Raw genomic sequence first — 22,424 nt, 5'->3', positions numbered from 1 at the left:
TTTTGATTTAAAATCAGTCTAAGGAAAAATTGTTACCTACAATAATATCCCACATATATTATGCGCTATTACGGAACGATTACTCGCTGGAACAGCAAACGCGGCTTCGGCGCCGCCACCATAGAAGACACAGGCCAAGAAATCTTTCTTGCCCTTGCCGCCTTCACCACCCTTACCCGCCTTCCGGCCGAAGGGCAACACATTTCCTTCAACATCACAGAAGGCCGACGCGGCCGCAAAGAAGCCGAAAACGTCTGCTTCGCCCTCGATTGCGCCGATTGCTTCGATGTCCTCGTCCCTCCCCCTGAAAAACCCCTCGCCGGCAAACAAGCTATCGTCGGCCTGATTGCCGTTATCTTCGTCTGCAGCATTTTCGCCGTCTTGTGGTACGGCCTCCACTTTTCCGAAAACACTCCGGAAGAGCCTGTCGTCAAAAAACAAGAAACCATGGTCCACGAAGTAGCCGCCAAAATCGAAGCCGAACGCAAAGCATGGCGCGATGCCGTCAACGGCAACAACCAACGCTCGGGACAGCCTCAACGCGCCAAAGATAATACTTCAAAACAATAACGCTGTATCCAATACAAAAAGGCCGTCTGAAAAAATGGGAAGATGAAATTATAGATTTCTTCCTCATTCTTTCAGACGGCCTTTGTTCTTACCTTATCACGGCTCTGCCATTTCCAACGCCTGTTTGATGTCCACGGCGACGACGCGCGAGACGCCTTTTTCCTGCATGGTTACGCCGACCAGCTGCTCCGCCATTTCCATGGTCAGGCGGTTGTGGGAGATGTAGAGGAACTGGGTTTGCGCCGACATTTCTTTGACCAGGTTACAGAAACGCGAGGTGTTGGCATCGTCCAGCGGGGCATCGACTTCGTCCAGAAGGCAGAAGGGGGCGGGGTTGAGGCTGAATAGGGCGAACACGAGGCTCATGGCGGTGAGGGCTTTTTCGCCGCCGGAGAGGAGGTGGATGGTGCTGTTTTTCTTGCCAGGCGGGCGCGCCATGATGGATACGCCGGCGGTCAGGAGGTCGTCGCCTATCATTTTGAGGGTGGCTTCGCCGCCGCCGAACAGGGTCGGGAAGAAGGTTTGGACTTTGCCGTTGACGGCGTCGAAGGTTTCTTTGAAACGCGCTTTGGTTTTGTCGTCGATTTGGGCGATGGCTTCTTCCAAAAGGGTGATGGCGGCCTGCACGTCTTCGCTCTGGCTGCGGTAGTAGCCGTCGCGTTCGCGCGCTTCTTCGAGTTCTTGCAGGGCGGCGAGGTTGACGGCGCCGAGGGCTTCGATTTGCTGGGTGAGGCTGCCGATGCTGCTGTTCAATACTTTCGGAGATTCTTTTGCCAACGCTTCGAGCGCGTCCAAATCGGCGGCGCGTTCGGTCAGGTTTTGATGGTAGCGTTTGGCGTTGATCAGGGCTTCCTGCTGTTGCAACAGGGCGGTTTGGGTGGCTGCCTGAAGCTGTGGCAACTGGGTTTGCAGGGTTTGCACTTTAGCGTATTGCTTCCTGCCCTGCTCCTGAATCTGGGCCAGTTTCTCCTGTACGGCGATGTATTCTTCGTCCAAAGTCTGTACGGCTTCGGTCAGTTCTTCAAGCTTGATGTGCTGCTCGTCGTTTTGGAACTCGGTTTCATAGGCGAGGGCAAGCTCTTGCTGGCGTTCCTGCCAGTCTAGGGTTTGCTGTTCGAGTCGGGCGATTTGCTGCTGGTAGTTTTGTTTTTGCTGGTTGAGCTTGTGGACGGCGACTTCGGCCAGCCCGTATTGGCGGTTGGCTTCCAACAGGGCAAGCTGCGCCTGTTTCAGACGGCCTTGCTGCTCTTGGCGGCTGTGTGCGGTGGTTTGCTGTTGGTGTTCGAGTTCGGCGGCGGCTTCCTGCAAAGTAACGATGTCGTCTGAAAGCCCGTCGGATGTGTGTTGCAACACGGTCTGTTCTTCCGCCAACTGCGCCAGTTCGCGCTCGATGTGTTCGCGGCGGATTTGCCCTTGGTTGGTACGCGCCAGAAGTTCGGCGGCGCGTTGCTGCGCTTGGCTGTATTGGCGCGTGTGCTGCTGTTGCTGCTGCATCAGGTTTTTATGCTGCGTTTCAGACGAGCGCGCGGCGACCTCCGCCTGTTTGAACGCGGCTTCGGCGGCGGAGAGTTCGGGGGCGAGGTTTTCCAGTTCGGAAGCAATGCCGTCGAGGCGTGCTTTTTGGGCAATCAGGCTTTCCTGCGCGGGTTTGGCATAGAGCAGGACGCTAACCTTATCAACCTGATGGCCTTCGGGTGTGAGCCAGATTTGGTGTGCGCCCAAATCGCTTTGATGTGCGAGGGCGTAGCTCAAATCGGGTGCGCACAATACGCCGTCGAGCCAGTGGTGCAATGCCGTCTGAAACGGCGGCTGCGCTTGGATTTGGTTCAACAATGCCTGTACGGGCAGGGATTTTTTGATGCCGCCGGAGAGGTCGTCTGAAAGCCATGCCGCCTGCCCCTGCGGCAAAGGCGCGGGCGGAACGAAGCCAGACGGTACGCTGCGGGCGTGCAGGCGTTCGGCAAGGATGACGGACAAGGCGTGTTGCCACTCGGCGGGCGCGGTGATGTGTTGCCACAGCTGCGGCGCGGCGGCGTGGTCGGTTGCCTGCCAGAAGTCGGCGGCTTCCTGCTGTTGCGACAGGATTTGCGACAACGCCTGCTGCTGCGCCTGCAAGGTGATGTGTTGCTGCTTCAGGCTTTGGAAGCGGTTTGAGGCCGTCTGAAACGCCTCGCGGGCGGCGTGTAAGGCTTCTTCGGCGGCAATGATTTGTTCTTCGTAATGCTCTTGCTGGCTTTGCAACAAGGCGGCGGCTTCCTGCGCGGCGGCGGTTTCAACTTCGTCGGGCAGGTTCAGGGCTTGGTTTTCCTGTTTCAGACGACCTTTGCGCTCTTCGTGCTTGGCAACGGTTTGTTCGGCATGGGCAAGCTGCTGCTGCTTCAACGCCAGTTCGCGGCGGATGCGGTTTGCCTCGTCCTGCTGGGTTTGGAAGGCAGCGTTGAGCGTGGCTTGGGCTTCTTCCAATTCGGGCAGACGCTCTTCGTGTTCGGCAACCTGCATCGCCCATTCCGCCAATTCGGTTTGCTTTTCTTCGGCCTGCAACTCGTTTTCTTCAAGCTGCACGCGGATTTGCTGCTGCTCCTGATGGATGCGCTGCATCTGCGCCTGCGCCGCCTGCTTGTCGCGTTCGATGCGTTGGTGCAGGTTTTGCTGATGGCGGATTTGTTCTTCCAAACGGGCAATCTGCTCGCGCAACACGCCGCGTTTGTTGCTCAGTTCGTGTACTGCCTGCTGTTGCGACTGTTCGGCGGTCTGCAAGGCGTGTACTTCGTCGTTTAACGCCTGAACCTGCGCGGCGGTTTCGTCCTGCTGCGCCTGCAAAGACTGATGCTGCGCGGTCGCCTTGTCGGCGGCGGCAAGCGATTGCTGCCATTGGGCGTAATCGAGCAAATCCTGCTGTTGGTTCAACTGCGCGGTCAGGGATTTGTAACGTTCGGCGGTTTCGGCTTGTTTTTCCAACTTTTCCACCTGACGCGCCAATTCGTTCTGCAAATCGCCCAAACGCTGCAAATGCTCGCGCGTGTCTTTCAGACGACCTTCCGTCTCCTTGCGGCGTTCCTTATATTTGGACACGCCCGCCGCCTCCTCGATATAGGCGCGCAACTCCTCCGGCCGCGCTTCGATGATACGCGAAATCATCCCCTGTTCGATAACGGCATAACCGCGCGCGCCCACGCCCGTCCCCAGAAACAAATCGGTAATGTCGCGGCGGCGTACGGTCTGATTGTTGATAAAATAAGTCGATTCGCCCTGCCGCGTCAGCTGCCGCTTGATGCTCACCTCGGCATACTGCCCCCACGCCCCCTGCAAACTGTGGTCGCTGTTGTCAAACACCAGCTCCACCGAAGCCCTCGGCGCAGGACGGCGCGTTGCCGCACCGTTAAAAATCACGTCCTGCATACTTTCGCCGCGAAGCTGCTTCGCCGAAGCCTCGCCCAACACCCAGCGCACCGCGTCAATCACATTCGACTTGCCGCAGCCGTTCGGCCCGATAACCGCAACAAGCTGCCCCGGCACATGAATCGTGGTCGGGTCGGTAAAAGATTTGAAGCCGGAGAGTTTGATGTGGGTAAGGCGCATGGCAATATTTCGAATCGGAAAAGAAGGCGTATTTTAACGGAAATACGCTTATCCGTTGAGAGAAAAGCATCCATAAAGTCCGACTGCTTTTTTATCTTCAAAAGGCCGTCTGAAAAGTTTGTTAAAAAGAAACAGACCAGCTATCGAACTCACTAAAATATTCAAAATAAATCCATATAAAACAATTAACTAAAAAAATATCTACCCGACCACCTTCCATTTGATTAGTTTTTGTACAGAAATGCAAACAAACTGTTTATTTTTTTATGATTTATGGTTATTATCGGGCATTAAAGGTTTAAAAATCAGATAAACGATCTCTCCGACCTTTTCATCAAGCGAATAACTATACAGGGAATCTCATGTCAAACATCCAAACCAAACTTAAAACCATCGTTTTTACAGCCATCAGCGCAGCCATCTTGTCCGCATGCGGTGGTGGCGGAGGCGGCGGTTCATCTGCTTTAAGCACCGGCGCAACTCCTACCACTAATACCGGCAACTCTGCTAGCAACAATGGCAATCCTGCCAACAACAGCAATGCCAACACTCCGAAAGCGCCGTCTACTACGCTCACCAACAGCGCCGACAACCTCGCCAAACTGACCGATGAAGCTCCAATCGATCCGGCCAACGTTAGCCAGCCTTTGCACACACATTTCATCTCCTCCAAAGGTGCACAGCAATCCAACCCCAACGTACAAATCCGCAAAGATGCCGCAGGCAAAATGTTCCAAACGGACAATCAAGACCGCAACCAAAATGGCCTGATCAGTTCTATTGACTTTAACAGCAATGATGAAGTCAAAATGGACGGCGTTGTATTGTTTAACAAAACCAGCAATGGCAGCGCAACCCAACCTACATGGACAAGCTACGCTTCTGTTATTGCCAAAGTATATTCAAAAGGAAATACTGAAACAGATATCAGCGAACAAACGGGCAAAGAGAAAAATACTGAATTTGCATACGGCAAATCAACTTTGGATGACAAAATTGCTGAAGATTATAAAAAATTAAAGGTTGAAGAAGAAAAGCTTGAAAAAGAAGAAAATCCAGAAGCAGGTCCAGTTAACAATAAAAAAGTAACGGAGATTAAAGCAAAGATTGAAGAATTAAAGACTTCACACGCTAAAAATCTTGAAAATCGAGCTAAACTAGCAGAAATTAATGAGAATGTTAGCAATAATCTAGCCTATTTCCGTCCAGACCAAGATGGCTTGGTATTCGACAAACAATTCGACGGTGTCTATGTCATCAATTTTGGCGATGGCACAGAAATTGTGTTGCATGATCCTTCTGCGGCCGGCTGGACATATCAAACCTTCGCGCATTACACCGATCCTAAAGGACATGTATACCAAGGCTACCAAAGCCTGGGCGATGAAACTGTCTTCACTACCCTGCCTGCTAAAGGTACAGCCACCTACAAAGGTATTTCCACTGCCTATGTGGTTACTGACAAGAACAATCGTCAGTTGACTTCCAATGTCATGGCTATCGTTGATTTCGGCCTCAAAGGCGTCCGTTTTGAAACATCAAACTCACACTTCCATACTTTGGAAAATGGTAAGCGTGTATCCCAAGCAGATAAAAACTACGATTTCAAAGGTACGGCAAGCTGGAAAGATGGCAACCTCTTCTCCGGCAAAGTCAGCACAGCCGATGACAAGTTAAGTGGCAACCTGAACGGCAAATTCTACGGCCCCAATGCTGCAGAAATTGGCGGCACTTACGGCTTGAAAAACAAAGATGCAACCGAACACTTAATCGGTGGCTATGGCGCGAAACGTCAATAAACCTGCCTAAACAAAAGGCCGTCTGAAGTTTCAGACGGCCTTTTGTTTTTTAACTTGGATTACACCGATACGGCTGCTTTGATATGCGGATGCGGATCATAGCCTTCAAGCTCAAAGTCTTCAAATTTGAAGGCAAACAAGTCTTTGACTTCAGGGTTGATTTTCATGGTTGGCAGGCTTCGGAAATCGCGGCTTAATTGCAGTTGAGCCTGCTCGATATGGTTGCTGTACAAATGCGCATCGCCAAACGTATGGATAAATTCACCGGCTTCCAGTCCGCACACTTGCGCCATCATCATGGTCAACAATGCGTAGCTGGCGATGTTGAACGGTACGCCAAGGAAGATATCGGCGCTGCGTTGGTAAAGCTGGCAGGACAGTTTGCCGTTGGCAACGTAAAACTGAAACAGCGCGTGGCAAGGCGGCAAGGCCATTTCATCGACCAAAGCCGGATTCCATGCGGATACAATCAGGCGGCGCGAGTCGGGATTTTTCTTGATTTGTTCAACCACATTGGCAATTTGGTCGATATGGCGGCCGTCGGGTGCGGGCCAGCTGCGCCATTGGTAGCCGTAAACCGGGCCTAAATCGCCGTTTTCGTCCGCCCATTCGTCCCAAATGGAAACGTTGTTGTCTTTCAGGTATTTGATGTTGGTATCGCCTTTGAGAAACCAAAGCAGCTCATGAATAATCGAGCGAAGATGCAATTTTTTGGTGGTCAACAGCGGAAAGCCTTCACTCAAATCAAAACGCATTTGATAACCGAACACAGAACGCGTGCCGGTGCCGGTACGGTCGGATTTGTCGATACCATTGTCGAGGACATGGCGCATAAGGTCGTGATAGGCTTTCATGGGTTTCCTTAATGTATGTGTTGTGGGAATTTGATGCGTATTGTACCGAATTTTCAGACGGCCTGCCTCTCTGTCTGCAATGGTCCAACCCTTCCTCTAGGCTTAGCGTATATCCGTTAATAATGTTGACAATTTAGCATTTATTTACAAGAAATTTTGAGCCAAATAAAACTTTTACAAAAAAAATTTTGAAATTTTCTAGTTTAATTACTTAGAACTTTATGACTTATTATTTTTAATAAGTGAAATATAATCCATAATTTTTAATAATTCTAAAAATATAATTCTAATTTTACAAATTGGTAAAAAAATAATGTCAACAATCTGGTCAAAATTTTTCTTGGCAAGTAAATTTTTTACAGTTATATTTCGAAACATAAATATTGAAACATCTCACTTGATAGGAGTTGAAAAATGACTGACCTGAACACCCTGTTTACCAATCTTAAACAACGCAACCCCAACCAAGAACCCTTCCACCAAGCCGTTGAAGAAGTGTTCATGAGTTTGGATCCGTTTTTGGCGAAAAACCCGAAATACACCCAACAAAGCCTGCTTGAGCGTATTGTTGAACCTGAACGCGTGATTATGTTCCGCGTCACTTGGATGGACGACAAAGGCCAAGTTCAAGTCAACCGCGGCTACCGCATTCAAATGAGCTCCGCCATCGGCCCTTACAAAGGCGGTTTGCGCTTCCACCCTACCGTCGACTTGGGCGTGTTGAAATTCCTCGCTTTTGAACAAGTCTTCAAAAACGCGCTGACCACCCTGCCTATGGGCGGCGGCAAAGGCGGTTCCGACTTCGACCCTAAAGGCAAATCTGATGCCGAAGTAATGCGCTTCTGCCAAGCCTTTATGACCGAACTCTACCGCCACATCGGCGCCGATACCGACGTTCCTGCAGGCGACATCGGCGTAGGCGGCCGCGAAATCGGCTATCTGTTCGGCCAATACAAAAAAATCCGCAACGAATTTGCTTCCGTCCTGACCGGCAAAGGCCTCGAATGGGGCGGCAGCCTGATTCGCCCTGAAGCCACCGGCTACGGCTGCGTGTATTTTGCCCAAGCCATGTTGGAAACCCGCAACGACAGCATCGAAGGCAAACGCGTGTTGATTTCCGGCTCCGGCAACGTGGCGCAATACGCTGCCGAAAAAGCCATCCAACTGGGTGCAAAAGTATTGACCGTTTCCGACTCCAACGGCTTTGTCCTCTTCCCTGACAGCGGTATGACCGAAGCGCAACTGGCCGCTTTGATCGAGCTGAAAGAAGTACGCCGCGAACGCGTGGCCACTTACGCCAAAGAACAAGGCCTGCAATACTTTGAAAACCAAAAACCGTGGAACATCGCGGCCGAAGTCGCCCTGCCTTGCGCCACTCAAAACGAATTGGACGCAGACGCCGCCAAAATCCTGCTGGCAAACGGTTGCTATGTGGTTGCCGAAGGTGCGAACATGCCGTCAACTTTAGGCGCGGTCGAACAATTTATCAAAGCCGGCATCCTCTACGCTCCGGGCAAAGCCTCCAACGCCGGCGGCGTAGCAACTTCAGGTTTGGAAATGAGCCAAAACGCCATCCGCCTGTCCTGGACACGTGAAGAAGTCGACCAACGCCTGTTCGACATCATGCACAACATCCACGAATCCTGCCTGAAATACGGCAAAGTCGGCGACAAAGTGAACTACGTCAATGGTGCGAACATTGCCGGTTTCGTCAAAGTAGCCGATGCCATGTTGGCACAAGGTTTCTAACCCTCTATCCAGCCAAATCAAAGGCCGTCTGTTTTCAGACGGCCTTTTTCTTTTCATGCAAATTTTATACGCCCAAATACCCTTCCCTGCTGGCAAGCCACCTTGCCAGATGCGCTTCGACGATTTCGGGGTTTTGTTCAATCAGCATCGGGGCGATTTCGCGTGCCTGTTCCAAGAGATGCAGGTCTTCTTCGAGGTTGGCGAAACGCAGCATGGGGACGCCGCTTTGGCGCGCGCCGAGAAATTCGCCGGGGCCGCGGATGTTGAGGTCTTGGCGGGCGATTTCGAAGCCGTCGGTGTGTTCGTAGATGACTTTCAGCCGCGCTTTGGCAAGCTCGCTTAAAGGTTCGGCAAACAGGAGGACGCACACGCTTTCTGCCGCACCGCGCCCTACCCGACCGCGTAATTGGTGCAGCTGCGCCAAGCCCATGCGCTCGGCGTGTTCGATCACCATCAGGGCGGCGTTGGGCACATCTACGCCGACTTCGATAACGGTGGTGGCGACCAAAACGTTCAGACGGCCTGCGGCAAAATCCGCCATGACTTCGGCTTTTTCAGCGGCCTTCATGCGCCCGTGTACCAAGCCGATGTTGAGTTCGGGCAAGGCTGCCTGAAGCTGGGCTAGGGTTTCGGTGGCGGTTTGCAGTTGCAGGGTTTCGCTTTCTTCAATCAGCGGGCAGACCCAGTATGCCTGCTGCCCTTTGCGACAAATATTAAGGACGAAGCCTTCGACTTCGGCGCGGCGGACGTTGTTGACGAGGCGGGTTTTAATCGGGGTGCGCCCGGGCGGCAATTCGTCGATGACGGACACATCCAAGTCGGCGAAAAAACTCATGGCGAGCGTGCGCGGGATGGGGGTGGCGGACATCATCAGCTGGTGGACGTCGCGTCCTTTGTTTTTGAGGGCGAGGCGTTGGGCGACGCCGAAGCGGTGTTGTTCGTCCACAATCACCAAGCCGAGATTTTGGAACTCGACGTCGTCTGAAAACAGGGCGTGCGTGCCGACGGCGATTTTGACAGCGCCGTCGGCGAGTTTGGCTTTGGCTTCGTCTTTGGCTTTTTTGCGCTGGCTGCCGGAGAGCCAGACGACTTCAAGGCCCAACGGCTCAAGCCATTGTTTGAACTTGATGAAGTGCTGTTCGGCAAGGATTTCGGTCGGCGCCATTACAGCCACCTGTGCGCCGGACTCAATGGCGGTCAGCGCGGACAAGGCGGCGACGATGGTTTTGCCGCTGCCGACATCACCTTGCAGCAAGCGGTGCATGGGGTGGGTTTGCGCCATGTCGCGGCGGATTTCGGAAACAACTTTTTCTTGTGCATCAGTCAGGGCAAACGGCAACGCATGGCGCAGTGCTTGGGTCAGCGTGCCGTCGCCACCCAATGCCGCCGCCGTACCGCTGACACGCTTCTGCCGCGCCAAGCGCATGGAAAGCTGTTGCGCCAAAAGTTCGTCGAATTTAAGCCGCTGCCATGCGGGCAGCGCGCCGTCGGAAAGCTGGTGAATGGTGAAACTCGGCGGCGGCGAGTGCAGAAGATGCAGGCTTTCGGCAAGGTGTGGCAGTTTCAGACGGCCTAATAAAGCATCAGGCAAAGTGTCGTGCAGCGGCGTAACGTCTAACGCCGTCTGAATGATACGGCGCAATGTGGGCTGGTTCAGGCCGTTTACGGTCGGATAAACGGGCGTGAGGCTTTCCGCCAAACCGCTGCTTTCGGCATCGCGTATTTTGGGATGAATCATCTCGTCGCCGTGAAACCCGTGTTTGATTTCGCCCACGGCTCGGATGCGTTTGCCGACCGCCATCTGTTTCTGGTTGCTGGCGTAAAAGTGGATGAAACGCAAAAAAAGGACGCTGCCGGAACCGTCGGCAATTTGAACGATCAGCTGCTTGCGCGGTTTGAACGTTACTTCCTGATGGATGACCTCGCCCTCAACCTGACACGGCACGCCGATCGGCGCATCCTTAATCGGCATGATGTGCGTCTCGTCCTCGTAACGCAGCGGCAGATGCAAAACCAAATCCCATGCGGTGTTGAGGTTGAGTTTGTCGAGCTTCTTGGCGGAAACGTCGGTGATTTTGAGCTGTTTTTGGGTTTCGGGAGTCATCTTAAAAGGCAGCTGATTGAAAGTTTGCTGTATTTTATCCGAAAACAAAAAGGCCGTCTGAACGCAATGTTTCAGACGGCCTTCAAAGCTGAATACTTGAAACAAATTAATATTTGAAAATACGCCGGCTATCGAATCAACTTCAGCCATTGTTAGGAAACAGCTTTCAAAAAAGAAGGATATTCAACCCATACTTTTATCAGGAATTTGGCCAATAATGTTCACATACCAAATAATGATCCATTCGCTCTAGAAATGCCAATCCAATTTCAGTTTGACTGTCCGCGGTTCACCATAGAAATTGTTTTGACCTCGCGTACGGTTGTAGTTGTTTTCAAAATACGTCCTGTCAGTCAGGTTAGTTCCTATCAGGCTGATTCTACCGTGTTTGTGAAAGTCATATTGAACAAAGCCATCTATAAGTCCGTAGCCTCCTTGGCGAATATTGTAAAGGCTACTTGTGCGACTTTGCGCGGATATTCCGCCACCCAAGGTCAACTTAGTTTGAGGCAAGTGGTAGCTTGTACCGAGGCGGAACATATGTACCGGCGTGAAGTTACTGAAGTTATACGGGTCGGCAGTCGTGTTTTTCTCCAACCGCTCCGCATTGACTTCTGCAGCATTTTTATACTTACTTTTGTTATATGTGTAGCCAACAAAAATACGCCAGTTTTCCGACAATTCGCCAGCCAATTCAAGTTCTGCACCGCTGCTCTTAACCTTACCCACAGGTTTGGCGATGGTTTGGAATGAACCTCCGTTACGACTAGTATCGGGAACAAATCCGAAATCGACAACGGTTCGGTTTTTCTGCTGTAAAACAAATAAGGCAAGCGAAGCATTCAGACGGCCTTGCAAGAACGACCCTTTCCAACCTATTTCATAGTTAGTCCCGATGAGTGGTGGAAGAACGGATTTGCTGGTTACATCAACGTTATCCTGTTGTTTAAAAATCTTAGTATAGCTGGCATACAAGCTTTGTTGCGGTGTCAGGTCGTAGGTAATGCCTGCATATGGCGTAAACCGATGACTTTGCATTTTTGAGGTGTAGTGTTCTTTGTCGATTTTATTACTGCTCTCAGTTTGAAATGCCGTAGCAGGCTGGCCGTAGCGTACAGGCATTTCTTTGGCTTGTGTGGTTTCATAGCGCGTATAGTGCATACCGCCCAAGAGATGCAAACGGTTGGTTGCATTAAAGCGGGTACTGAAAGTCAAAGAATGTGTTTTATTCGTGTTAAGGTATTTCGAATAATTGTATAACGCCGGAACATGATCATCTGCAACCTGAACAGTTTTCCACAGCGGCGTTTTCAGATATTGGTTTGCCCATTTCAAATTCCCCTCTTCATCCCGCTCCTGTATTTTGTTTCCATTTGCATCCAATTCGTAAACAGGATCTTGCACCATTACGCGCTCACCATTGTCGTTGACTGTCCAGACAGGCTTGCCCTCAGCATCCAAACGGGGAGTATATTTAGTAACATGCGCGCCACTGCATTCCGGCACATAGATCTTGTTATTACCTTTTTCGTTATAAATATGCCAATCTGGTTCGACAATGCCCTTTTCTAAAGGATTACGCTCCGGACCATCGGGATGAATACCGCAACTGCCTGCACCTGCATAACCTTGAGGACGGACAAAATAACGGTTTTGATATATTTCCGTATAGGCAGAACGGATTTTTTCATTGTTATACGCATAGCCGACAAAGAAATCATGTTCACGTCCAAGCAGGCGGTAGTTACCTGTCAGATCCAGCTTAAAGCCCCATTGCACATCGTGTTTGGTATAGTGCAACGGCATGAAGTTGTAACGGCGGTTGTATGTGTGGCGAAGATTGTATGCTGAGTTGTATAGACGGTTGGGAAACAAACCTTCTGCATTGTTAATAATGCCTTGCTTTGCAAGCTCCTTATCAACAAACTCTTTTTTATCTACTTCTACACCAGGATCCTGCCAGTCGTTGCACAGGAAATCCAAACCAATGTCCTGCATACATTGATCAAAACCTGCCCGACGTGCTGCCGCCCTTTGGGAGCGATATTGTTCAAAAGCAGATGCATCGAAATGATGGGCAACGTAATCTACTTTTTTCTCTTCATATGTTTTAGTGACGCCATCACGATATTCTTTTAATTTTGCCAACGCCTTGTCTTTAGGCTCAAAAGGGATCACCTCTCCCTTTTCAGTTAGGAAACCTGTTGCCGCAGATGCTGAAATACCTGCCGCGTGTTCGTTTTTCAGAAAAAATTGTCCGACTTTGGCATCTGAATCATTACGCGTATAAGAAATTTCGGCATTGAGTTGCCATCCATTGTCAAAAACATGTTTGAAACCGGAAAAAATATTGTATTTATCAGCCTTCAGGCGTGACCATGAGGTTTCACCCAAATAAGTATTACGTGGCAATTTCAAAGGATTGTTACAGGCCGGACTGGAGCTGAAGGCCGCAGTTTTTTGATCCTCACAAGGTAAAATCACGCCGGCAAAATCGGGAATATCTTTATTTTTCTGATAAGTACCACCCAAAGTCAGCATACTGTTATCACTCAAATCCGTATCAATCACACCATAAACCATGTCTTTCTTGTTCCATACACCCTCTTTAAAAGAGCGGTGGTCCTCATGAACACCAACCAGCCTACCGCGTACCGTATGTTCATTATTCAAGCTTCCAGATACATCCAAAGCCAAACGCTTGCTGCCCCTATGGTCAGTGCTGATTTCACCTGTATGCTTAAACAGAGCTGTTGGCCGCTTACGGATTAAATTAATGGTTCCACCCGGTTCAGAATTGGACTGAGTAAGACCGGTTGCACCTCTGACAACCTCAATGTGATCATAAACAGCCAGGTCTGTACTGGGTGAGACATCGATTTTTGCCGTATAGCCCGAACGTCCAGACACATTAGTGGTAATACCGTCTTCACCAATCTGATCAACATAGAAACCACGAGACAAAAAACGAGTTTGTAGGCCCGAATCGCGAACCACGTTGATTCCCGTAGTGTTTTTCATTGCATCTTCTAAAGAATATATTGCTTTATCATCTAGCTGCCGACGCGTCATTACGCTCACCGACTGCGGCGTATCCTTGCCTGAAATACGCAAGCCAGTCGCCGTTGCCATCGTTCCGATTGTATAAGACTGACTGCGCTCGGTATTACTTTGTGCCTGCCGTTTGCCACTGACCTTGACCGTATCCATGTCTACATGTTCCACTTCTTGATGTCCTGTATCTGCAAAAACGGTTTGGCAAGGCAGCACCAATAACAAACAAATTGTTTTCATTTGAAAATCAGGTTTCACAACTATTTCCTTAATTAATAGAATCTATTTATCTGCTAGATAAAAATTACAATTTATTGATTTTAAATGGTATATAACCTATAAAATTTAAAATTAGATCGTAATGATAAACGATATCATTATATACTTATTGCATTAATATATGAACTTTTTGTTATAGATTTTTTCTTATGTCCTGATTTTTAGATAAAAAAAGGCCGTCTGAACGCAATGTTTCAGACGGCCTTAATTTAGGTATAACGCGATTAAGCGTTAGCTTCCTGTTGTTGTTGGTAGATGGCTTCGAAGTTGATCGGGGCAAGCAGTACAGGCGGGAAGCCTGCGCGGGTTACGCTGTTGGAAATGGCTTCGCGTGCGTAAGGGAACAGGATGTTCGGACAAGCAACGCCCAGCAGCAGTTGTACGTCTTCTTCAGGAATGTTTTCCAAACGGAAGATGCCGCTTTGGGTAACTTCGTTCAAGAACATGGTGCGCTCTTCGTTCAGTTTGGCAGTCACGGTAACGGTAACGTCAACGCTGTAGAAACCGTCTTCCAGTTTGGTGTTGCCGGTAGAAACGCGCATATCGACTTCAGGCTCGCCTTGTTCCAAGAAGATTTGTGGTGCGTGAGGCACTTCCAAAGACAAGTCTTTTACATACAGACGCTCAACGCTGAATACGGGTTGCAATTCTTCGCTCATTTTATTTTCCTAAGTTAAGGGTTAAGGATTCAGTAATTCGTCCAACTTGCCTTCCTGCTGCAAGCGGTACAAATCGGTAAAGCCACCGACATGGGTATCGCCGATAAAAATCTGCGGCACGCTGCGCTGGCCGGAAAGCTGCTGCATTTCGGCAAAAACTTCCGGATTGCCGTCGATGCGGATTTCGTTGATTTCTTTCACACCCACCGCCTGCAACAGCCTTTTCGCCATGGTGCAGTACGGGCAATATGGACCGGTATAAACAGTAACGGTTTGCATGATTTCTTCCAAAATACCAATGTTCATGACTATATGGGCATAGGTGCTATTTTACAAGTGTTCCCGCCGTACGGTTGTAAAAAACATTCAGACGGCCTCTTAGCTATAAACATTTGTGCAGATGCGGAAAAACCATAATTAAAGTATGATAAGCGCTTTCGCAGAATGACTTTTGCCATTTGTTTTTTGGAGAAGAACACATCGCAAAAGTTTTTCTATTCAAAATCAGGTATCGCCATGCTTTCAGGAATTCCCATCCCCAAGGACGCCGTGCGTCCGCCCGAAACCGTCCTCGTCAACATTACGCCGCAAGAAACGCGTGTGGCTGTTTTGGAAGAGAACAATATCTGCGAGCTGCACATCGAGCGCAACAGCGGCCACAGCTTGGTCGGCAATATTTATTTGGGCGTCGTCAAACGTGTCCTCCCCGGCATGCAAAGCGCGTTCATCGATATCGGCTTGGAACGCGCCGCGTTTCTGCATATCGTCGATGTCCTCGAACAACGCCGCAACCCGGACGAAACCCAACGCATCGAACATATGCTCTTTGAAGGTCAGTCTGTCTTGGTTCAGGTCATTAAAGACCCCATCAACACCAAAGGCGCGCGCCTATCCACCCAAATCTCACTGGCCGGCCGTTTCCTCGTCCATCTTCCGCAAGAAGACCACATCGGCATTTCCCAACGCATTGAAGACGATGCCGAACGCAGCAGCTTGAGGGAGCGCCTCAACAACCTGCTGCCCGAAAACGCCTGCCACGGCTACATCATCCGCACCAATGCTGAAAACGCCTCCGATGACCAACTGCAATCAGACATCAACTATCTGACCAAAGTATGGGAATACATTCAAAAACAAGCGAAAATTCAGCCGCCCGAAACCCTGCTGTATCAAGATTTGCCTTTGAGCCTGCGCGTTTTGCGCGATATGTTCAGCCTCGATACGCACAAAATCCTGGTTGATTCCACCGAAAACCACCGCCGCATGACCCAGTTTGCCGAACAATACGTTCAAGGCGCATTGGGCAGAATCGAGCTGTTCAAAGGCGAACGCCCCCTATTTGAAACCCACAACATCGAGCAGGAAATCGCCCGCGCCCTGCAACCGCGCGTCAATCTCAACTTCGGCAGCTACCTCATCATCGAGTCCACCGAAGCCATGACCACCATCGATGTCAACACCGGCGGCTTTGTCGGCGCGCGCAATTTTGATGAAACCATCTTCCGCACCAACCTCGAAGCCTGCCACACCATCGCCCGCGAACTTCGCCTGCGCAATCTCGGCGGCATCATCATCATCGACTTCATCGATATGGCACAGGAAGTCCACCGCGAAGCCGTCCTGCAAGAGCTTGCCAAAGCCCTCAGTTTCGACCGTACCCGCGTCACCCTCAACGGCTTTACCAGCCTGGGCCTTGTCGAACTGACCCGCAAACGCTCGCGTGAAAACTTAAGTCAAATCCTCTGCGAACCCTGCCCTTCCTGCCAAGGCAGGGGCCGTCTGAAAACGCCGCAAACCGTGTGCTACGAAATCCAACGTGAAATCGTCCGCGAAGCGCGACGCTACGATGTCCAAGCCTTCCGCATTTTGGCTGCTCCGAATGTCATCGACTTGTTCCTAGATGAAGAATCCCAATCGCTGGCGATGTTGATAGACTTTATCGGCAAGCCGATTTCGCTGGCAGTCGAAACCGCCTACACGCAGGAACAATACGATATTGTGTTGCTGTAAAAATAAAAGGCCGTCTGAAAACTTTTCAGACGGCCTTCTTGTTTGAGCAAATAAAGATTACGGTTTCACTACTTTACCGTTGATTTTGACGGAAGTCAGTTTCAAGTTGTAGGTTTTGCCGTCATCGGTATAACTGATTTGCGCAGGGATATTGTCGATATCGGAAGCAAACGAGTAAGTCACGGTATCGTCGCCACGGCGGACGCGATATTTGCTCACAGGCGTTGTACCGCCGTTCAGTTTATAGCTTTCGCTGCCGATTTTGTTCATGCTGCCGACGGTGTACAGTTTTTTACCGTTGGTAATTTTCAAACCTGACGGCAGGCGCACGTCATTGGCGGCCAGTTGCCATGCCAAAGTGAACAAGTCCATAGCCGGGCCGGATTTTTCGGTTTTCAAATCACCTGCTTTGCCGTAAGTGATGTTGCCGCCGGAGAATTTGGCCTCGGCATACAATTTACCGCCGCGTACATCTTTGTAGTAAGACGGATGCAAGGTCGTGCCGTTGATGCTGCCGCCTGATTCAAAGCGGATATTGTAAAGCGGTACTTTGATGGTAGAGACGATTTTGTATTGGCTGCCGCTGCGTGTGAAGGTCATGGTCGCAGGAATACCGTAGCTGCCTGAGTATTGCAAAACAGCAGATTGTGGCAATTCAGCGGCTTGCGCGCCGATGGAGGCAGTGAGCAGGGAAAGTGTCAGCAGGGTTGTTTTAATCGTATTCATGATGTTTTCCTTGTGTGTATGGTGTTTTAATTAAGCCAACAGGCTTTGACCGGCGGCATTGCGTTGAGCATTCAAAACGCGATTGCCTTCGATTTTCAGACGGCCTGCAACAAAGTCGGCAACGGCTTGCGGGAAAAGCTGATGTTCAACCGTCAGCACGCGTGCAGCAACGTCGTCAGCGGTATCGCTGTCCAAAATAGGAACAATGCCTTGAGAAATAATCGGACCGCAATCCAGCTCGGGGGTCACGAAATGGATGGTGCAGCCTGCCACTCGGCAACCTGCTTCCAATGCGCGTTCGTGGGTATGCAGACCGGTGAAAGAAGGCAGGATGGACGGATGGATATTGATCAGGCGGTTTTCATAATGGGCGCAGAATTCCGGAGTCAAAATGCGCATAAAGCCCGCCAATACAACCAAATCCGGCTGATAGGCATCGATTTTTTCCATCATAGCCTGATCAAATGCCAGACGCGAGTCGAAGTTTTTATGGTTCAAACTGTCGGTGGCTATACCGCGCTCTGCCGCCCATGCCAATCCGGCTGCGGTCTCGCTGTTACTCAATACGGCTGCAATGTTGGCATCGGGAATATCGGCATTCACAATCGCCTGCATATTGCTGCCGCGTCCGGAAATAAGGATGACGATATTTTTCATCACAATTCCTTGTTTGTTTGGAACAAAGGCCGTCTGAAACGGAATTTTTCAGACGGCCTTTTATCCGTTGTTTAAGGGCGTAAGCCTTGATTCGGATTATTGAACTTTTTGTACGTCAACTTGTACAGGTTGTTGTGCAGCGGCATCAGGCGCGCCGACTTTAACCAGTTTCACGTCGAATACCAAAGTAGCGTTCGGGCCGATTTTATCGCCGGCGCCAACTTCACGGTAAGCCAGTTTGGCCGGGATGTAGAATGTTGCTTCGCCGCCTTCTTTCAAGAGTTGGATACCTTCAGTCCAACCTGGGATTACTTGGCTTACAGGGAAGCTTACAGGTTCGCCGCTGTTTTTGCTGCTGTCAAATACGGTACCATCAATCAGACGGCCTTCGTACTCAACGGTAACGATGTCGTCTTTAGTCGGTTTTTTGCCTTCGCCTTCTTTGGTAATTTTGTATTGCAGACCGGAAGCGCTGGTTTTCACGCCTTCTTTAGTCGCGTTTTCTTTCAAGAACGCCTCGCCTTTTTCCAAGTTTACTTTGGCATCTTCAGCACGTTTGGCAGTAGCTTTTTCTTGTTGCTCTTGCAAGAATTTCATCATCACTTCCTGAGCTTGGGCTTCAGTCATTTTGACTTCTTTGCCTTCAAACATGGCTTCCATGGCTTCGGTGAAGACTTTCAAATCGATTTCCGTACCTTGGTCTTTCATTTGTTTCAATGAACGGCCGATGTCCACACCCATTGCGTAGCTGGCTTGTTGGGCAGTAGAACCGATGGCAGAAGCATCTGCAGTCGCATTTGAAGCTGCGGAAGCAGCAGGAGCGTCTTTAGCGGCAGTGTCTTTTTGGTTGCAAGCAGTCAGTGCCAACAAAGCAGACAAAGCCAATGCGCTGAATTTGAAAGTTTTGTTCATGATTATGTCTTTTCCGGAAAGGTCAAAAAAGGGGATTATAGCTGAGTTTGATTGAAATGGAATCAAGGTGGATTAAAATTTGTAAAGGCTCTTATCAAAAACATTAAGGCCGTCTGAAAACAGGTTTCAGACGGCCTACTCTTATGCTATCGCTCAAACAATTAATACCAGCCGCGCAGTTTCATTGCTTTTTCAACACGACGGATACTCATCATGTAAGAAGCGGTACGCAGGTCGACATCGTATTCTTGAGCCAAGTTCCAAATATCGCGGAACGCACGGCGCAGGACAACGGTTTCTTTTTCTTGAACTTCGTCAAACTCCCAGTAGTAGCCTTGCAGGTTTTGTACCCATTCAAAATAGGATACCACCACGCCGCCGCAGTTTGCCAAAATATCAGGAACAACCAATACGCCGTTTTGACGCAGGATAACGTCGGCTTCAGGAGTAGTCGGGCCGTTTGCGCCTTCAACCACGATTTTCGCGCGGACTTTACCAGCGTTTTCAGAAGTCAGTTGGTTTTCCAGCGCGCAAGGGGCGAGTACGTCCACTTCCAGAGCCAAAAGTTCGGCATTGCTGATTTCTTTGCCGTAGCCGGCTTCGTTGGTGATGAAGCCTTTTTCTTGGAATTCTTTGATGATTGCTTCCATATCCAAGCCGTTTTCGTTGTAAATGGCAACGTCAACGGTAGAAACGGCAACGATTTTCGCACCGGCTTTGTGTGCATAATAACCGGTGTGGTAGCCCACATTACCGAAACCTTGAATGGCGTAAGTGGCACCCTTCACGTCTTTGCCCAGTTTTTCCAAAGCTTGGACAGCGGCGAAGTTTACGCCGTAACCAGTGGCTTCGGTGCGCGCCAAAGAGCCGCCGAACTCAACCGGTTTGCCGGTAAATACGCCCGGTGCGGAATGTTTTACCACGTTTTCATAGGCATCAACCATCCAAGACATGATTTTGCCGTTGGTGTTCACATCAGGTGCAGGAATATCGATTTTCTCGCCAATCAGCGGAGAAATGGCTTCAGAATAAGCGCGGGCAATGCGTTCCAACTCCGCTTCGGAATAATTGCGCGGATCCAAAGTGATACCGCCTTTACCGCCGCCGTAAGGAATACCGGCTACGCAGCATTTGATGGTCATCCAAATTGACAGGGCTTTGACTTCGTCCAGATTCACATTGGGATGGAAGCGCACGCCGCCTTTGTAAGGGCCGACGGCATTATTGTGTTGTGAACGGTAGCCGGTGAAGTTTTCTACTGTACCGTTGTCGAGTTTTACAGGAAAGTTGACTTCCAAAACACGTTGCGGCTTTTTCAAGATTTCAAATACTGCCGGGTCGGCATTCAGGCGATCACAGGCAATTTTTACTTGTTTTTGTGCAATTTCAAACGGATTCAGTGTTTCTTTAACAGCAGATGCGGACATGTATTTTTCCTTTTCATACACATGATTAGACGAGAGCCATACTTGTTACTATATACAAAAACAGGAAAAAATGTAATAGCATGTAGTCGATAAAAAGCAAATCCATTCATTTATATATAAATTTAGTTTGAGGCCGTCTGAAAATATCGGTATGCCGACCAAAAAATTTTCAGACGGTCTAGTATAAATGCTCATCAAACCATTCAAAAAAACACACAAACCCTTTGTTTTTTAATGCCTACCAAACCACCCTTTTTGTTGACAAAATCCCTTCCATATTACCAACAGACGGACAGACTTACACCAACAAAAATTGTTAACAATTTAAACAAATATCCCTTTAAAGAATCAGCAAAACATCGGCAAATCAGGCAAACAATGTTAAAATAACCGCTTAAATAATATGACGGAAAGCTACTCAATGACCACTGCTGCTTTAGAACACGTTCAAGCCGTTGCCTTTGATTTGGACGGTACCTTATGTGATTCCGTTCCCGATTTGGCCGCAGCAGCCCAAGCCATGTGTTCGCACTTGGGTTTACCTGTTTTGCCTACCCAAACGGTTGAAAGTTATGTCGGCGACGGCATCAGCAAGTTGGTTCATCGCGTCATTACCAATGATCGTGAAAAAGAAGCCGATCCTGAAATCTGGGAAAAAGGTTTTGTGTTCTTTATGAAATATTATCGCGAACACTTGAGCGACTTTACCCGCCCCTACCCTGAAACCGAAGCCGGTCTCGGCCTGCTCAAGTCTTTGGGTATTCCATTGGTTGTCATTACCAACAAAAATGAAATTCTGGCAGCCGAGCTGCTGAAACAGCTCAATCTCGACGACTATTTCAGCCTGGTTCTCGGCGGAGACAGCCTGACTGAGAAAAAACCCAGCCCATTGCCGCTTCAACATGCGGCCGAAGTTCTGGGCATCGACGTTGCCAATATGCTGATGGTAGGCGACTCCAAAAATGACATTATTGCTGCTAAAGCGGCCGGTTGCTTCAGCGTCGGCGTAACATTCGGCTACGGCGACATGACCTTGCTCTCTCAAGACAAAGCGACCAAACCTGATTTGTTGATTCGAGCCCTGCCTGAAATCTACGAAAATCTACAACCGCAAAAAAATAAAGACGAAGAATAATTCGGCTTTATTTTCAGACGGCCTTTTCGGCTATTTTTCCAATCAGGCCGTCTGAAAATGTAATTCAATGTAGTCACTTCACCTCCACCATATCCCATGAGACCCCCTAAAACCTTACGTGCCCACGCCTTGGATATTCTTTCCCGTCAGGAAGTCAGCCGTGTCGGCTTGAAACGTAAACTGGCCCCACACGCTGAAAGCGAAGAAGAATTGGAAAAGGTTTTGGACGAATTCGCCGAACGAAATTGGCAATCCGACCAACGTTACGCAGAAGCCTATATTCACAGCAAGAGCAACCGTTACGGCACGCTCCGCCTCAAACAAGCCTTGGCTCAACAAGGTATTGATGCAGATGACTGTCGGGAGTTCCTACCCGACAGAGAGGACGAGCTGCAAACCGCTATTTCCGTCTTGCGTAAAAAATTCAAGCAAGAAGCTCAAGATTTGAAAGAAAAACAAAAACAGGCGCGTTTCCTTGCCTATCGCGGCTTTGGTGCCGACACCATTCAGACGGCCTTAAAAACCGCGTGGAATGAAGACGAAGACTTCTATCAATAATCATTCCCACTTGAATCTTTGCTTCTATCGGCGTACTCTTACGCTTTTATTCAATAATTCAATCAGAGCTTCATTATGTCCGACAAACCGCACGATACACCTAATCCCCTACTCGAAGACGAACGCAAAAATCCTGTTTACCGCTTGGGTCAGGCAGTAGCCGGATTCATGTTGCTGGTTTGGGCCGGCGTTTTGGCCTTGGTTTTCTTCTTGGTTTTCCGTTTTTGGTTAAGTTAAATCCAACCTGAAGCATTATTTTTCTTCAAAACAAACTAACAGAGTTTGTTTGTACATACTCAAAAGGCCGTCTGAACACACTTTCAGACGGCCTTTTCTAATCATGCTAATCACA

At 49.5% G+C, this 22,424-nt stretch carries 17 protein-coding genes; 7 read left to right on the top strand and 10 right to left on the bottom strand.

Annotated features, from left to right (window positions below):
- Window positions 1-60 precede the first annotated feature (60 nt).
- Window positions 61-570 carry a cold-shock protein gene (locus tag HMPREF2606_RS05195; RefSeq protein ID WP_070843408.1) on the top strand — a complete coding sequence of 170 codons (510 nt, stop codon included), beginning with the start codon at window positions 61-63 and terminating at the stop codon, window positions 568-570.
- Window positions 571-666: 96 nt separating this feature from the next.
- On the opposite strand, the gene smc is transcribed toward HMPREF2606_RS05195, so the two are convergent.
- Window positions 667-4,149: a chromosome segregation protein SMC gene (smc, locus tag HMPREF2606_RS05190; RefSeq protein ID WP_070843407.1), complete on the bottom strand. Its 3,483-nt coding sequence runs from the start codon at window positions 4,147-4,149 to the stop codon at window positions 667-669.
- A 362-nt stretch (window positions 4,150-4,511) separates the two neighbouring features.
- Here smc and HMPREF2606_RS05185 point away from each other — a divergent pair, with 362 nt between their 5' ends.
- Window positions 4,512-5,948 (top strand): transferrin-binding protein-like solute binding protein, encoded by a 1,437-nt coding sequence (locus HMPREF2606_RS05185; RefSeq protein ID WP_070843406.1) that lies wholly within the window; start codon window positions 4,512-4,514, stop codon window positions 5,946-5,948.
- A gap of 59 nt (window positions 5,949-6,007) precedes the next feature.
- Here the strand turns inward: HMPREF2606_RS05185 and HMPREF2606_RS05180 are convergent, their stop codons facing one another.
- A complete protein-coding gene (locus tag HMPREF2606_RS05180; protein WP_049348902.1) occupies window positions 6,008-6,802 on the bottom strand; it encodes a thymidylate synthase in 795 nt (264 codons plus the stop codon).
- Window positions 6,803-7,216: 414 nt separating this feature from the next.
- Here HMPREF2606_RS05180 and gdhA point away from each other — a divergent pair, with 414 nt between their 5' ends.
- Window positions 7,217-8,551 (top strand): NADP-specific glutamate dehydrogenase, encoded by a 1,335-nt coding sequence (gene gdhA / locus HMPREF2606_RS05175; RefSeq protein WP_003745850.1) that lies wholly within the window; start codon window positions 7,217-7,219, stop codon window positions 8,549-8,551.
- 64 nt (window positions 8,552-8,615) lie between these two features.
- Here gdhA and recG read toward each other — a convergent pair whose 3' ends face one another.
- The 4 genes from recG to grxC form a co-directional block, all read right to left on the bottom strand.
- Window positions 8,616-10,655, bottom strand: a complete 2,040-nt coding sequence (gene recG, locus HMPREF2606_RS05170; RefSeq protein WP_070843416.1) for an ATP-dependent DNA helicase RecG — start codon at window positions 10,653-10,655, stop codon at window positions 8,616-8,618.
- A 249-nt stretch (window positions 10,656-10,904) separates the two neighbouring features.
- Window positions 10,905-13,949: a TonB-dependent siderophore receptor gene (locus HMPREF2606_RS05165; RefSeq protein ID WP_070713421.1), complete on the bottom strand. Its 3,045-nt coding sequence runs from the start codon at window positions 13,947-13,949 to the stop codon at window positions 10,905-10,907.
- Between the two features lie 263 nt (window positions 13,950-14,212).
- Window positions 14,213-14,647, bottom strand: coding sequence for a protein-export chaperone SecB (gene secB, locus HMPREF2606_RS05160; RefSeq protein WP_003745844.1), 435 nt, complete (start codon window positions 14,645-14,647; stop codon window positions 14,213-14,215).
- 21 nt (window positions 14,648-14,668) lie between these two features.
- The gene (gene grxC / locus HMPREF2606_RS05155; protein WP_003684090.1) at window positions 14,669-14,926 is read right to left on the bottom strand and encodes a glutaredoxin 3; all 258 of its coding nucleotides are present in this window, start codon (window positions 14,924-14,926) and stop codon (window positions 14,669-14,671) included.
- A 237-nt stretch (window positions 14,927-15,163) separates the two neighbouring features.
- Here grxC and HMPREF2606_RS05150 point away from each other — a divergent pair, with 237 nt between their 5' ends.
- On the top strand, window positions 15,164-16,657 hold the full coding sequence (locus tag HMPREF2606_RS05150) for an Rne/Rng family ribonuclease (protein WP_070843415.1): 1,494 nt from the start codon (window positions 15,164-15,166) through the stop codon (window positions 16,655-16,657).
- Between the two features lie 57 nt (window positions 16,658-16,714).
- Here the strand turns inward: HMPREF2606_RS05150 and HMPREF2606_RS05145 are convergent, their stop codons facing one another.
- The 4 genes from HMPREF2606_RS05145 to HMPREF2606_RS05130 form a co-directional block, all read right to left on the bottom strand.
- A complete protein-coding gene (locus HMPREF2606_RS05145; RefSeq protein ID WP_070713098.1) occupies window positions 16,715-17,383 on the bottom strand; it encodes a DUF3108 domain-containing protein in 669 nt (222 codons plus the stop codon).
- A 30-nt stretch (window positions 17,384-17,413) separates the two neighbouring features.
- Window positions 17,414-18,040 (bottom strand): phosphoribosylglycinamide formyltransferase, encoded by a 627-nt coding sequence (purN, locus tag HMPREF2606_RS05140; RefSeq protein ID WP_070713101.1) that lies wholly within the window; start codon window positions 18,038-18,040, stop codon window positions 17,414-17,416.
- A gap of 96 nt (window positions 18,041-18,136) precedes the next feature.
- On the bottom strand, window positions 18,137-18,952 hold the full coding sequence (locus HMPREF2606_RS05135) for an FKBP-type peptidyl-prolyl cis-trans isomerase (RefSeq protein WP_070584285.1): 816 nt from the start codon (window positions 18,950-18,952) through the stop codon (window positions 18,137-18,139).
- A gap of 161 nt (window positions 18,953-19,113) precedes the next feature.
- Entirely contained in the window at window positions 19,114-20,379 is a 1,266-nt protein-coding gene (locus HMPREF2606_RS05130) for a Glu/Leu/Phe/Val family dehydrogenase (RefSeq protein WP_070713104.1), read from the bottom strand.
- A 421-nt stretch (window positions 20,380-20,800) separates the two neighbouring features.
- Between HMPREF2606_RS05130 and HMPREF2606_RS05125 the strand changes: the two genes are divergently transcribed.
- From HMPREF2606_RS05125 to HMPREF2606_RS10935, 3 genes are all read left to right on the top strand, one after another.
- Window positions 20,801-21,514: a phosphoglycolate phosphatase gene (locus tag HMPREF2606_RS05125; protein ID WP_070713108.1), complete on the top strand. Its 714-nt coding sequence runs from the start codon at window positions 20,801-20,803 to the stop codon at window positions 21,512-21,514.
- Window positions 21,515-21,610: 96 nt separating this feature from the next.
- Window positions 21,611-22,072: a recombination regulator RecX gene (recX, locus tag HMPREF2606_RS05120; protein WP_070713113.1), complete on the top strand. Its 462-nt coding sequence runs from the start codon at window positions 21,611-21,613 to the stop codon at window positions 22,070-22,072.
- 75 nt (window positions 22,073-22,147) lie between these two features.
- Window positions 22,148-22,309, top strand: coding sequence for a hypothetical protein (locus tag HMPREF2606_RS10935; protein ID WP_039861975.1), 162 nt, complete (start codon window positions 22,148-22,150; stop codon window positions 22,307-22,309).
- The last annotated feature ends 115 nt before the right edge of the window (window positions 22,310-22,424 follow it).

Origin of the sequence: Neisseria sp. HMSC070H10 (assembly GCF_001837635.1) — a bacterium.
GTDB classification, from domain to species: Bacteria; Pseudomonadota; Gammaproteobacteria; order Burkholderiales; family Neisseriaceae; genus Neisseria; species Neisseria subflava_A.
This window is presented reverse-complemented; position numbering and strand designations above follow the sequence as displayed.

Bases quoted from the DNA above. Each gene is read 5' to 3' on its own strand.
- HMPREF2606_RS05185 (WP_070843406.1), top strand. From the start codon at position 4,512: ATGTCAAACATCCAAACCAAACTTAAAACCATCGTTTTTACAGCCATC.
- HMPREF2606_RS10935 (WP_039861975.1), top strand. From the start codon at position 22,148: ATGTCCGACAAACCGCACGATACACCTAATCCCCTACTCGAAGACGAA.
- HMPREF2606_RS05150 (WP_070843415.1), top strand. From the start codon at position 15,164: ATGCTTTCAGGAATTCCCATCCCCAAGGACGCCGTGCGTCCGCCCGAA.
- gdhA (WP_003745850.1), top strand. From the start codon at position 7,217: ATGACTGACCTGAACACCCTGTTTACCAATCTTAAACAACGCAACCCC.
- purN (WP_070713101.1), bottom strand. From the start codon at position 18,040: ATGAAAAATATCGTCATCCTTATTTCCGGACGCGGCAGCAATATGCAG.
- secB (WP_003745844.1), bottom strand. From the start codon at position 14,647: ATGAGCGAAGAATTGCAACCCGTATTCAGCGTTGAGCGTCTGTATGTA.
- HMPREF2606_RS05145 (WP_070713098.1), bottom strand. From the start codon at position 17,383: ATGAATACGATTAAAACAACCCTGCTGACACTTTCCCTGCTCACTGCC.
- smc (WP_070843407.1), bottom strand. From the start codon at position 4,149: ATGCGCCTTACCCACATCAAACTCTCCGGCTTCAAATCTTTTACCGAC.
- recG (WP_070843416.1), bottom strand. From the start codon at position 10,655: ATGACTCCCGAAACCCAAAAACAGCTCAAAATCACCGACGTTTCCGCC.
- HMPREF2606_RS05135 (WP_070584285.1), bottom strand. From the start codon at position 18,952: ATGAACAAAACTTTCAAATTCAGCGCATTGGCTTTGTCTGCTTTGTTG.
- recX (WP_070713113.1), top strand. From the start codon at position 21,611: ATGAGACCCCCTAAAACCTTACGTGCCCACGCCTTGGATATTCTTTCC.
- HMPREF2606_RS05165 (WP_070713421.1), bottom strand. From the start codon at position 13,949: ATGAAAACAATTTGTTTGTTATTGGTGCTGCCTTGCCAAACCGTTTTT.
- HMPREF2606_RS05195 (WP_070843408.1), top strand. From the start codon at position 61: ATGCGCTATTACGGAACGATTACTCGCTGGAACAGCAAACGCGGCTTC.
- HMPREF2606_RS05130 (WP_070713104.1), bottom strand. From the start codon at position 20,379: ATGTCCGCATCTGCTGTTAAAGAAACACTGAATCCGTTTGAAATTGCA.
- HMPREF2606_RS05180 (WP_049348902.1), bottom strand. From the start codon at position 6,802: ATGAAAGCCTATCACGACCTTATGCGCCATGTCCTCGACAATGGTATC.
- grxC (WP_003684090.1), bottom strand. From the start codon at position 14,926: ATGCAAACCGTTACTGTTTATACCGGTCCATATTGCCCGTACTGCACC.
- HMPREF2606_RS05125 (WP_070713108.1), top strand. From the start codon at position 20,801: ATGACCACTGCTGCTTTAGAACACGTTCAAGCCGTTGCCTTTGATTTG.